The following is a 13,514-nucleotide window of genomic DNA, read 5'->3' on the forward strand; positions in this document are numbered from 1 at the left end:
AGATGGCAAAGCTAAATAAAAAACAAAAAGTATGGGCTGAGCGCGTAAATCGTGAGACTTCTTACGATATCGTTGAAGGTATTAACTTAATCAAAGAACTAGCAAGTGCTAAGTTCACTGAATCTGTTGACGTGGCAATTCGTTTAGGAATTGACCCACGTAAGTCGGACCAGGTTGTTCGTGGTGCGACAGTTATGCCTAATGGTACTGGTAAAGATGTACGTGTAGCCGTATTTACAGGTGAAGCTAATCAAGCTGCAGCTAAAGAAGCAGGTGCTGAGTTCGTTGGTATGGATGAACTTGCTGCTGAAATCAAGGGTGGGATGATGGACTTTGATGTTGTTATCGCCTCTCCTGATGCTATGCGTGTTGTTGGTATGTTAGGTCAGGTGTTGGGTCCTCGTGGATTAATGCCTAACCCTAAGACAGGTACAGTAACTCCTGATGTAGTTGGTGCGATCAAAAAAGCTAAGGCTGGTCAGGTTCGTTTCCGTGCAGATAAAGCAGGTATTGTTCACGCTGCAATTGGTACTGTTAGTTTTGATGCTGACAAGCTAAAAGAAAATTTAATTGCCTTAATTGAAGACCTAAACAAAGCTAAACCAGCTTCTGCTAAAGGTGTTTACGTTAAGAAAGTGACTATTTCTTCTACAATGGGCCCAGGCCTGTTGGTTGATCAGTCAACATTATAATGATGTTTGCGCCAATTAAGTTGGTGCAGGCATTATTTGCGAATTGGGTCTCCTTAAATCCTTTGGGGTTTGATGTGAGTGCCCATCGCAGACCGTAGGCGAATGTAGAGCATACATTCTTAATAGATTTAAGCCTACGTAGATGGAAGAGTGCAATGTTTACATTGTACTGTTTGGAGGTTATATGGCACTCAATATCGAAGATAAAAAGCTAGTTGTTGAAGAAGTCTCTGCTGTTGTTGCAGAAGCGGGTTCATTAGTAACGGCTGAGTATCGTGGTTTGACTGTAGAGCAAATGACCGATTTACGTGCTAAAGCGCGTGCAGCTAACGTTAAAGTTCGTGTTGTTAAAAACACGCTTGCACGTCGTGCTGTTGCGGGCACTAAATTTGAAGACATGGGTGAGACTTTTACGGGTCCACTAGTTTTTGCATTCTCAGGTGAAGAGCTTGGTAATGCAGCGCGTGTTTTTAAAGACTTCGCTAAAGATAATGATGCGCTTGTGGTTAATTCATTATCTATTGGTGAAGGCGTAATGGACGCTAGTCAGCTAGCTGTTATTGCAGCTCTACCTACTTACGATGAAGCTGTTGCTAAACTTCTATTTGTTATGAAAGAACCTGTTGCTAAGTTGGCTCGTGCCCTTGCAGCGGTTAAAGAACAAAAAGAAGAAGCGGCTTAATTATTAACTAAACGTAAAATCGTTTAACCCTATTTATATATTTGGAGATTTCAAATGTCTGTATCACAAAATGATATTTTAGAAGCAGTTGCAGCTATGTCTGTAATGGAAGTTGTAGAACTAGTTGAAGCAATGGAAGAGAAATTTGGCGTATCAGCTGCAGCTATGGTTGCTTCTGGTCCTGCTGGTGACGCTGGTGCTGGCGCTGCTGAGCAAACTGAGTTTGACGTAGTTCTTACTGGTGCTGGTGCTAACAAAGTTGCAGCAATCAAAGCTGTACGTGGAGCAACTGGTCTAGGTCTTAAAGAAGCTAAGGCAGCTGTAGAAAGCGCTCCTTTCACATTGAAAGAAGGTGTTTCTAAGGAAGAAGCTGAAGCTCTTGCTAATGAACTAAAAGAAGCTGGTATCGAAGTAGAAGTTAAGTAATTTAACTTTTATTGCTGATCCACAGCATGAAATGGCTGGCGTTTTGCGCCGGCCTTTTCGTGTTTTAGAAGTGTGTAAAAGTGTGTTAGATATTTAAACGAGTTAACACAGTTTTATGCATTACCGAACAGCCTATGTTGTTCTATTGACAATCTTATCGTCGAGGTAAACGATGACCTATTCTTTAACTGAAAAGAAACGAGTTCGTAAAGATTTTGCAGCTCGCCCATCTATTCTTGAAGTACCTTACTTGCTTTCTTTGCAAAAAGGGTCTTTCCACGATTTTTTACAAATGGAGAAAAAACCTGTTGAGCGAGCTCAAGTCGGTCTTCATTCTGCATTTAGTTCTGTTTTTCCGATTCACGGTGTAGCTGGTACAGCTGATTTAGAATATGTGAGTTATCACATGGGGCAGCCGGAATTTGATGTTAAGGAATGTAAGCAGCGTGGTGTAACGTATGCAGCGCCTTTACGTGTGAAAATGCGCCTTGTTTTATTTGATAAAGATGCGCCAGCTGGAAAGCGCCCTGTAAAAGATGTAAAAGAACAAGAGGTCTATTTAGGTGATATTCCGTTAATGACGGATAATGGGACTTTTGTAATCAATGGTACAGAGCGTGTAATCGTTACTCAACTACACCGTTCTCCTGGTGTTATCTTTGATAATGATAAAGGTAAATCTCACTCTTCTGGTAAGTTGTTATTTAATGCCCGTGTTATCCCATACCGTGGTTCTTGGTTAGATTTCGAATTTGATCACAATGACTGTCTATTTACTCGTATTGACCGTCGTCGTAAATTACCTGTATCTGTTCTATTGCGTGCAATGGGTTATTCAAACGAAGAGATTTTATCTAGTTTCTTAGACTCAAATACAATCAAGGTCACTAAGAAAGGCTTTGAACTTCAGTTGGAAGTAGACCAGTTAAAAGGACAGACTGCTGTATTTGATATTGAATATGATGGTAAGAAAATTGTAGAGACTGGTAAGAAGATTACAGCTCGTACCGTTAAGTTAATTAAAGAAGCTGGTGTTAAGTCAGTGGTCGTTTCTCCTGACTACTTGCTAGGTAAGGTTTTAGCTTCAGGTGTTGTTGATAAAACATCTGGTGAGTTAGTGGCTCGTACAAATGAAGTTATTACTACAGAACTTGTTGAAAGATTGGCTGAAATTAATAAGTGCGAAATCAAAGTTCTTTATATAGATGAGTTAGAGAATGGTCCTTATATTCCAGATACATTAAATCTTGATAGTACGACTTCTCAGTTAGAAGCTCAGATTGAAATCTACCGCATGATGCGTCCTGGTGAGCCACCAACAAAAGAATCTTCTGAAGCTCTATTTAAAAGCCTATTCTTTGATGATGCTCGTTATGACTTATCGTCTGTTGGACGAATGAAGTTAAATCGTCGCTTAGGCCGTAAAACAAACGAAGGTAATGTTGTTCTTGAGAAAGAAGACATTATTGATGTGTTGCGTGAATTAATTAATATCCGAAATGGTCATAGCACTGTTGATGATATTGATACATTAGGTAACCGTCGTATTCGTGCGGTTGGTGAAATGGCTGAAAATGCTTTCCGTGTAGGTTTAGTTCGTGTTGAGCGTGCTGTAAAAGAGCGTTTGAACCAAGCTGAAACTGATGGTCTTTTACCTCAAGATTTAATTAATGCTAAACCGGTATCTGCGGCAATCAAAGAATTTTTTGGTTCTTCACAGCTTTCTCAGTTTATGGATCAGGTTAACCCTCTTTCAGAAGTTACACACAAACGTCGTGTTTCAGCTTTAGGGCCTGGTGGTTTGACTCGTGAGCGTGCGGGTTTTGAGGTTCGTGATGTTCACCCAACACATTATGGTCGTGTATGTCCTATCGAAACGCCTGAAGGGCCAAACATCGGTCTGATTAATACGTTAGCGATTTACGCAAAAACAAACGAGTATGGTTTCTTAGAAACACCATACCGTAAAGTTGTGGATGGCCAGGTAACAGAAGAAGTTGAATATGTTTCTGCTATCGATGAAGCACAATACGTTATCGCTCAGGCGAGTGCGAATGTTGATGAGAGTGGTAAGTTTGTTGATAACTTAATCTCAGCTCGTCACCAAAATGAATTTACATTAGCTTCTTCTGCAGATATTAATTATATGGATGTATCGCCTAAACAGATTGTATCTGTTGCAGCGGCGCTTATCCCATTCCTTGAACATGATGATGCTAACCGTGCACTTATGGGTGCCAACATGCAACGTCAGGCAGTTCCTACTTTACGTGCTGATAAGCCATTAGTGGGTACTGGTATTGAGAAAACAGTTGCTATCGATTCAGGGGTGACTGTTGTTGCCGAGCGTGGTGGTGAAATATTATCTTCAGATGCGGCTCGTATTGTAGTTCGTGTGAATGCAGATGAAATTAAAGATGGTGAGTCTGGTGTAGATATCTACAACCTAGTTAAATATCAGCGTTCTAACCAAAACACTTGTATTAACCAAAAGCCAATTGTTAAGGCTGGTGATACGGTTATTCGTGGCGATGTAATGGCTGATGGACCGTCTACAGACTTAGGTGAATTAGCTCTTGGTCAAAATATGCGTATCGCATTTATGCCATGGAATGGTTATAACTTTGAAGATTCAATTCTTGTTTCTGAACGTGTCGTTCAAGAAGATCGTTATACCACGATTCATATTGAAGAGTTAACGTGTTTAGCGCGTGATACTAAGCTAGGGCCTGAAGAAATTACCGCAGACATCCCTAACGTGGGTGAATCAGCTCTTGCTCGTCTAGATGAGTGCGGAATTGTTCATGTTGGTGCTGAGGTAAAACAGGGTGATATTCTTGTTGGTAAGGTAACGCCAAAGGGTGAAACTCAGTTAACGCCAGAAGAAAAACTTCTGCGCGCGATCTTTGGTGAGAAAGCTTCTGATGTTAAAGATACCTCTTTACGAGTCACTAAAGGTATTGAGGGAACCGTTATTGATGTACAAGTCTTTACTCGTGAAGGAGTTCAAAAAGATTCACGTGCTTTAGCCATTCAAGAAGAAGAGTTAGCTAAAGTAAGAAAAGACATCGACGAGCAGTACATTATTTTGGAAGCGGATACCTTGGGTCGTATTAAGACGATGTTGGAAGGTAAGTCTTTAGTTGACGGTACTAAGCTTGATGACGCATTCTTATCGGGAATGGATTCTGCGAAGTGGTTCTCACTAAATGTAGATGATGCTGATATCATGCATCAGTTAGAAATGCTTGAAGTTCAGCTTAAAGAAAGCCGCAAAACATTTAATGAAATGTTTGAAGAGAAACGTAAGAAATTAACTCAAGGTGACGATTTAGCGCCTGGCGTTTCTAAAATGGTTAAAGTTTATGTTGCGATTAAACGTCGTATTCAGCCTGGTGATAAGATGGCTGGTCGTCATGGTAACAAAGGTGTTATTTCACGTATTTGTCCAGTTGAAGATATGCCATATGATGAAACAGGTCGTCCGGTAGATATTTGTCTTAACCCTCTAGGTGTACCTTCTCGTATGAACGTTGGTCAGATTTTAGAGGTTCACTTAGGTTTGGCGGCTGAAGGTCTTGGTACTAAAATTAATGCCATGCTACAACAGCAGACTGAAATTGCTGAGCTGCGCAGTTTCCTTGATAAAATCTATAATGAAACTCAAGGCCAGTCAGTAAATTTATCTCAGTTTAATGATAATGAAATCATTGAATTGGCAGGAAACCTTAAGAAGGGTGTTCCATTAGCATCTGCGGTATTTGACGGTGTTTCGGAAACTCAAATTAAGTCTTTGCTTAAGTTAGCAGATCTTCCTGAGTCTGGTCAGATGAGATTGTTTGACGGAGTCACTGGTGAAGAGTTTGATCGTCCAGTAACCGTTGGCTACATGTATTACTTGAAGTTAAACCACTTGGTAGACGACAAAATGCATGCACGTTCAACAGGACCATATAGCCTTGTAACGCAACAACCATTAGGTGGTAAAGCACAGTTTGGTGGTCAGCGTTTCGGTGAGATGGAGGTGTGGGCACTTGAAGCATACGGTGCTGCATTCACTCTACAAGAAATGTTAACCGTTAAGTCAGATGACTTAAATGGTCGTACTAGAATGTATAAAAACATTGTAGATGGTAATGAGTATATGGAACCAGGCATGCCAGAATCATTTAGCGTATTACGTAAAGAGATTCGTGCGTTAGGTATTGATATTGAGTTGGAGCAAGACTAAATGAAAGATTTATTAGGATTTCTAAAAAAACAAAACGTATCAAGTGATTTTGATGCGATTAAGGTATCACTTGCTTCGCCAGAGAAAATTCGTTCTTGGTCTTTCGGGGAAGTAAAAAAACCTGAGACTATTAACTACCGTACGTTCAAGCCTGAGCGTGATGGTTTGTTCTGTGCAAAAATTTTCGGACCTATCCGTGACTTTGAATGTTTATGTGGTAAATATAAGCGTCTAAAGCACCGTGGTGTTATTTGTGAAAAATGTGGTGTTGAAGTTACTCAGTCTAAAGTACGTCGTGAGCGTATGGGTCATATTGACTTAGCTACTTCTGTTGCGCATATTTGGTTCTTAAAATCACTACCTTCTCGTATCGGTTTAATGTTAGATATGACATTAAAAGAAATTGAAGCGGTTCTTTATTTTGAAGCGTTCATGGTTGTCGATCCTGGGCTAACTCCATTAGAGCCTTGGCAGTTACTAACTGAAGAAGAATATTTAGATGCAATGGATGAGCATGGAGATGAGTTTGAAGCGCAAATGGGTGCTGAAGCTATCAAAAAAATGCTACAAGCTATCGATTTAGAAGGTGAAACAGAGCGTTTACGTGTTGAAATTGACAATACAAACTCTGAAACTAAGCAGAAGAAAATTTCTAAACGTCTTAAGCTGATTGAATCTTTTGTACAGTCAGGGAATAAGCCTGAATGGATGATCTTAGATGTTTTACCTGTTTTACCTCCAGAGTTACGTCCTTTAGTTCCTCTTGATGGAGGTCGTTTTGCGACATCTGATTTAAATGATTTATATCGACGTGTTATTAACCGTAATAACCGTCTAAAACGCCTATTAGATTTAATGGCTCCAGATATTATCGTACGTAACGAAAAACGTATGCTTCAAGAATCTGTTGACTCATTATTAGATAACGGTCGTCGTGGACGTGCAGTAACGGGTACTAACAAGCGTCAGCTTAAGTCACTTGCAGACATGATTAAGGGTAAACAAGGTCGTTTCCGACAAAACTTACTAGGTAAACGTGTTGATTATTCTGGTCGTTCTGTCATCGTAGTGGGGCCATCGTTACGCCTGCACCAATGTGGTCTACCTAAAAAAATGGCACTTGAGCTTTTCAAGCCATTTATTTTTAGTAAATTACAAAAACGTGGTGTAGCTGCAACGATTAAAGCGGCTAAGAAAATGGTTGAGCAAGGTCTTCCTGAAGTATGGGATGTACTTGATGAAGTCATTCGCGAGCATCCAGTGATGCTGAACCGCGCACCGACACTTCACCGTCTTGGTATCCAGGCATTTGAGCCGGTATTGATTGAAGGTAAAGCAATTAACTTACACCCATTAGTATGTTCTGCATTCAACGCTGATTTCGATGGTGACCAAATGGCAGTTCACGTGCCATTGTCACTAGAAGCACAACTAGAAGCGCGTACTTTAATGATGTCTACAAATAACTTATTGTCTCCTGCAAATGGTGACCCAATCATCGTGCCTTCGCAGGATGTTGTATTAGGTTTGTATTACATTACGCGTGAAAGCATTAACTCTATTGGTGAAGGTAAAGCTTTTGCTAACTGGCAGGAAGTGCAACGTGCCTTAGATGCAAAATCTGTTCACTTGCACACAAAAATCAAATTACGAATTGTTGAGACTATTATTGATGATGAAGGGACTGAAAGTGTTTCTAGTCGAATTGTTGATACGACTGCTGGCCGTGCTTTGCTTGCCAGAATTTTACCTAAAGGCTTAAGTTACGATTTATTAAACTTAAATCTGACTAAAAAGAATATCAGTACAGTACTGAACACTTGTTACCGTGTTTTAGGGCCTAAAGAGACAGTAATTTTTGCTGACCAGTTAATGTATGCTGGTTTTAAATGGTCAACACTAGCTGGTCTTTCATTCTGTTCAGATGATATGTTAATTCCGGATTCAAAAGCGGGAATTATTGATCGAGCAGAAGCTCAGGTTGAAGAGATTCAAGGTCAATTCTCACAAGGTTTAGTGACCGAAGGTGAGCGTTATAACAAGGTGGTTGATATTTGGTCGCATACTAATGAATTAGTGACTAAGTCAATGATGGAAGAACTTCAGTTTGAAACTGTTACTGATGCTGAAGGTAATGACGTTAAGCAAACTTCATTTAACTCGGTTTACATGATGGCTGACTCTGGTGCTCGTGGATCGGTCGCACAGATGCGTCAGTTAGGCGGTATGCGTGGTTTGATGGCTAAGCCAGATGGATCAATTATTGAAACACCTATTACGGCAAACTTCCGTGAAGGTCTAAACGTTCTTCAGTACTTTATCTCTACTCACGGTGCTCGTAAAGGTTTGGCCGATACAGCCCTTAAGACGGCAAACTCAGGTTATCTAACACGTCGACTAGTTGATGTTGCACAAGATGTTGTTGTCACAGAGATTGATTGTGGAACTGAAGCCGGTATTCGCATGACTGCACATGTTGAAGGTGGTGATATTATCGAATCTCTAAAAGATAGAGTACTAGGTCGTATTACTAATAAGGATGTCATAACAAAAGCAGGTGATGTGATTGTTGCTAAAGGTGAGTTAATAGATGAAAAACTAGCTACTTTGATTGATGAGAGCGGTGTTGATCATGTAAATGTTCGTTCACCAATGACTTGTGAAACTAAATTTGGTATTTGTAAACATTGTTATGGACGTGACTTAGCACGAGGTCATTTAGTGAATATGGGTGAAGCTGTTGGGGTTATGGCTGCTCAGTCAATCGGTGAGCCAGGTACTCAGTTAACTATGCGTACTTTCCATATCGGTGGTACGGCATCAGGTTCTGCTGCACAAAGTCAAATTGAAGTGAAGCACTCTGGTAAAGTTAAGTGGGATAACCTTAAAGCAATTAAAAATACAGACAATGAAATCATCGTTACATCACGTTCTGGTGAGGTTTCAGTTATTGATGAAAGTGGTCGTGAACAAGAGCGTTATAAAATTGCCTATGGTACAACTTTGACTGTAAGTGATGGTGGTTCGGTTGCTTCAGGCGATATTCTTGCTCAATGGGATCCGCATACACATCCTGTAATTACAGAAGTTGAAGGTACAATTAAATTTGGTAACTTTGATGGAACCGTTGAAGAGCGTGTTGATGAATTGACTGGTTTAACATCTTATGTTGTTAAAGACGCTAAAGAACGTATGTCTTCAGCTAAAGAAACTCGTCCATTTATCGCATTGGTTGATGATGCTGGTGAGGATGTTTGTTTTGCCGGAACGCAAACTCCAGCGATTTACTACCTTCCAGAAAATGGTGTGGTTGTTGTCCAGGAAAATGATAAAGCTGGTGCAGGTGATGTTCTAGCTCGTATTCCGCAAGCTTCATCTAAAAACAAAGATATTACAGGTGGTCTACCTCGAGTTGCTGACTTGTTTGAAGCACGTCAACCTAAAGAAGCATCTATTATGGCAGAAGTATCTGGTGTAATTGGGTTCGGTAAAGAGACCAAAGGTAAGCAACGTTTAGTTATTACTCAGGACAGTGGCGAGCAATATGAAGCTTTAATTCCAAAGTGGCGTACGGTTTCTGTCTTTGAAGGTGAGCGTGTAGAGAAGGGTGATATTGTTGTGGATGGTAATCCTAATCCTCACGATATTCTTCGATTACTTGGTATTGAAAAGCTTGCAGAATATATTGTTGATGAAGTTCAAGATGTTTATCGTTTACAGGGTGTAAAAATCAATGATAAACACATCGAAACAATTGTTCGTCAAATGTTAAGAAAAGTAGAAGTTAAATCTTCAGGTGATACTGGCTTGATCAAAGGTGAACAAGCTGAGTACGCTAAAGTATTAGAGTTAAATGAGACAGCCCGTGAAGAAGGTCAAGTAGAAGCAAGTTTCCAACGTGTATTACTTGGTATTACAAAAGCTTCATTGGCTACTGAATCATTTATCTCAGCAGCATCTTTCCAAGAAACAACTCGTGTATTAACAGAAGCTGCAGTTAGTGGTAAACGTGATACATTGGTTGGTTTAAAAGAAAATGTTATTGTTGGTCGCTTAATTCCAGCGGGTACAGGTTTTGCCTATCACCAAGCTAGAAAAGAAGCGAGTGAAAAATCACTAGGTGAATTGCAAGCCTTTATGGGTGCTACAGAGTCTGGTGATGTTCAACAGCCTGAAGAGTCAGCTGTTGAATCTGTAGTTGAAGGTGAAGGGGTGGAAGCCTAAATTAAATAAATTCAAGTAGTTAATGCTTGACTTATTGAGCTTAGGTCTCTAAAATCCTCTTTCCTAATTTGCGGGTCTGGTAATTTACCAGGCCTGCATTTCGTATATGTAAGAGTTAATCTCAAATTTGGAGAATATTAATGGCTACTATTAACCAGTTGGTGCGTAAGCCGCGTAAAGATAAGCGTCAAGTTTCAAACGTAGCAGCGTTACAGGCATGTCCTCAGCGTCGTGGTGTTTGTACGCGTGTTTATACAACAACCCCTAAAAAGCCAAACTCTGCTCTGCGTAAAGTTGCGCGTGTACGTTTAACGAATGGTTATGAAGTCGCTTCCTATATTGGTGGTGAAGGTCATAACCTTCAAGAGCACTCGGTTATCCTTATCCGTGGTGGTCGTGTAAAAGATTTACCTGGTGTACGTTATCATACAGTACGTGGTGCATTAGATTGCGCTGGCGTTTCTGAACGTAGACAAGGTCGTTCTAAGTACGGTGCGAAGCGTCCTAAATAATCTAGTTTTTAGAATTATTTAAACATACGTTTTGCAACAATTTGTGTTCAATTTATACCGGAAGAGTTAAGAATGGCAAGAAGAAGAGAAATACCAAAGCGTCAGGTTCTGCCTGATCCAAAGTTTGGTGATACAACGTTAACAAAATTCGTTAACATGATTATGGTGAGCGGTAAGAAAGCTGTAGCTGAAAAAATCGTTTATGATGCGCTAGATGTTTTAGTTGAGCGTAAAAAAGGTGGTGAGCATGCAGCACTACTAAGAGAAGCATTAGATAACATCGGTCCTTTGGTTGAAGTTAAGTCTCGCCGCGTAGGTGGTGCGACTTATCAGGTTCCTGTTGAAGTACGTCCGGATCGTAAAACTGCGTTAGCAATGCGTTGGCTTGTAGAAGCTTCACGTAAGCGTAGTGAAAAAGGCATGATGCTAAGATTGGCTGGTGAGTTAGGTGACGCACTAGAAAATCGTGGTGCGGCTATGAAGAAAAAAGAAGAGACCCATAGAATGGCAGAGGCTAACAAAGCCTTCTCTCATTTCCGTTGGTAATCTGAAGAGGGCCCTGTTTAGGGCCTTTGTTATTTATGTTTAACTAAAAGGTTATTAAAGTGGCACGTACAACCCCTTTAGAAAGATATCGTAATATCGGTATCATGGCCCACATTGATGCGGGTAAAACAACAACTACAGAGCGTATTCTGTACTATACCGGTGTATCTCACAAAATTGGTGAGGTTCATGACGGTGGTGCAACTATGGACTGGATGGAGCAAGAACAGGAACGTGGCATTACTATCACTTCTGCAGCTACAACTTGTCACTGGTTTGGTATGGCTAAGCAATACCCACAGCACCGTATTAATATCATTGATACTCCAGGTCACGTTGATTTCACAATCGAAGTTGAACGTTCTCTGCGTGTATTAGATGGTGCAGTTACTTGTTTCTGTTCTGTATCCGGTGTTGAGCCACAGTCTGAGACTGTATGGCGTCAGGCTGATAAATATGGTGTACCACGTATGGGCTTCGTCAACAAGATGGACCGTGCAGGTGCAAACTTCCTAAATGTAAACCAAATGGTTATCGATCGTTTAGGTGCAAGTCCTGTTCCTATGCAGTTACCAATTGGTGCTGAAGAAACTTTCTGTGGTGTAGTTGATCTTGTCAAAATGCAAGCTATCTATTGGGAAGAAGAAAACATGGGTATGGAGTATCGTTATGAAGATATTCCTGCTGACATGGTTGATCTTGCTGCTGAATGGCGCGAAAAAATGGTTGAAACTGCAGCTGAAGCAACAGAAGAACTTATGGATAAGTATTTAGACGAAGGCGATTTGTCTGAGGAAGATATTAAGTTCGGTATCCGTAAACGTTGTATCGATGTAGAAATCGTTCCAATGTTTTGTGGTTCTGCTTTCAAAAACAAAGGTGTACAGACTCTTCTTGATGCAGTAATTGATTATATGCCTGCGCCAATGGATGTTCCTGCGATTGAAGGTGAGCTTGAAGATGGTACACATGCTGTTCGTCATTCAACTGATGATGAGCCCTTTTCTTCATTAGCGTTTAAAATCATGACTGACCCATATGTTGGTACGCTAACATTCTTCCGTGTTTATTCTGGTGTGTTAGCAGCCGGTAGTCCAGTTTATAACTCAGTTAAAGAAAAACGTGAGCGAGTTGGTCGTATCTTACAGATGCACTCAAACTCACGTGAAGAAATCAAAGAAGTGCGTGCAGGAGATATCGCCTGTGCTGTAGGTCTTAAAGACACGACTACAGGTGATACTCTGTGTGATTTAGACAATAAAATTGTACTAGAGCGTATGGAATTCCCTGAGCCTGTTATCTCTATTGCGATCGAGCCAAAAACTAAGGCTGACCAAGAGAAAATGGGTATTGCGCTTCAGAAGCTTGCTGCAGAAGATCCTTCATTCCGTGTTCATTCTGATGAAGAAACGAATCAAACAATCATCTCTGGTATGGGTGAGCTTCACCTTGATATCATTGTTGATCGTATGAAGCGTGAATTCAGTGTTGAAGCTAATGTTGGAGCGCCACAAGTATCATATCGTGAAACAATTAAGACTCCAGTTGAAGCTGATGGTAAATTTGTACGTCAGTCTGGTGGTCGTGGTCAGTATGGTCATGTAGTATTCAAAATCTACCCACGTGAAGCGGGATCTGGTTTTGAATTTGTTAACTCTATCGTAGGTGGTGCTGTTCCGCGTGAATATATCGGTGCAGTTGAAAAAGGTGCTAAAGCACAGCTAGAAAGCGGTGTAATTGCTGGCTTCCCAATGGTTGACGTAGGTGTTGAGTTAATTGATGGTTCATATCATGATGTTGACTCGAATGAAATGGCATTCTCTGTAGCAGCAGGTATGGGTATCAAAAATGGTACACAAGAAGCAAACCCAGTAATTCTTGAGCCTATTATGGCTGTAGAAGTAACAACTCCTGAAGAGTATATGGGTGATATCATTGGTGATCTTAACCGTCGTCGTGGTATGGTTTCTAGTATGGATGATATTCCTACTGGTAAGTCTATTAAGGCTGAAGTACCATTATCAGAAATGTTTGGATATTCAAATCAGATGCGTTCATTGACTCAAGGTCGTGCTAACTATAGTATGGCATTTGAAAAGTATAATGACGCTCCAAAAAACATCCAAGACGAAATTATTGCAAGTGTCCAAAAAGGCTCTTAAGTTTTTTATTTAATTCGTGACCTGTCTAAGGCAGGTCTT

Annotated in this window: 8 protein-coding genes; all 8 read left to right on the plus strand. The window is 40.5% G+C overall.

The window, feature by feature from the left end; translation table 11 throughout:
- Positions 1–2: 2 nt before the first annotated feature.
- A complete protein-coding gene (gene rplA, locus BS34_RS0101150; RefSeq protein WP_029406725.1) occupies positions 3–692 on the plus strand; it encodes a 50S ribosomal protein L1 in 690 nt (229 codons plus the stop codon).
- Between the two features lie 184 nt (positions 693–876).
- Complete coding sequence (gene rplJ, locus BS34_RS0101155; protein WP_029406726.1) at positions 877–1,374, plus strand: 50S ribosomal protein L10; 498 nt, start codon at positions 877–879, stop codon at positions 1,372–1,374.
- 54 nt (positions 1,375–1,428) lie between these two features.
- Positions 1,429–1,800 (plus strand): 50S ribosomal protein L7/L12, encoded by a 372-nt coding sequence (gene rplL / locus BS34_RS0101160; protein WP_029406727.1) that lies wholly within the window; start codon positions 1,429–1,431, stop codon positions 1,798–1,800.
- Between the two features lie 172 nt (positions 1,801–1,972).
- A complete protein-coding gene (gene rpoB, locus BS34_RS0101165; protein WP_029406728.1) occupies positions 1,973–6,031 on the plus strand; it encodes a DNA-directed RNA polymerase subunit beta in 4,059 nt (1,352 codons plus the stop codon).
- Positions 6,032–10,255, plus strand: a complete 4,224-nt coding sequence (rpoC, locus tag BS34_RS0101170; protein ID WP_029406729.1) for a DNA-directed RNA polymerase subunit beta' — start codon at positions 6,032–6,034, stop codon at positions 10,253–10,255. It abuts the gene before it with no gap.
- A 140-nt stretch (positions 10,256–10,395) separates the two neighbouring features.
- Positions 10,396–10,767: a 30S ribosomal protein S12 gene (gene rpsL, locus BS34_RS0101175; RefSeq protein ID WP_029406730.1), complete on the plus strand. Its 372-nt coding sequence runs from the start codon at positions 10,396–10,398 to the stop codon at positions 10,765–10,767.
- 72 nt (positions 10,768–10,839) lie between these two features.
- A complete protein-coding gene (gene rpsG / locus BS34_RS0101180; protein ID WP_029406731.1) occupies positions 10,840–11,313 on the plus strand; it encodes a 30S ribosomal protein S7 in 474 nt (157 codons plus the stop codon).
- A 59-nt stretch (positions 11,314–11,372) separates the two neighbouring features.
- Positions 11,373–13,475 carry an elongation factor G gene (gene fusA, locus BS34_RS0101185; protein ID WP_029406732.1) on the plus strand — a complete coding sequence of 701 codons (2,103 nt, stop codon included), beginning with the start codon at positions 11,373–11,375 and terminating at the stop codon, positions 13,473–13,475.
- Positions 13,476–13,514: the final 39 nt, after the last annotated feature.

Origin of the sequence: Thiomicrorhabdus sp. Milos-T2 (genome assembly GCF_000702325.1) — a bacterium.
In the GTDB taxonomy this organism is placed as follows: domain Bacteria; phylum Pseudomonadota; class Gammaproteobacteria; order Thiomicrospirales; family Thiomicrospiraceae; genus Thiomicrorhabdus.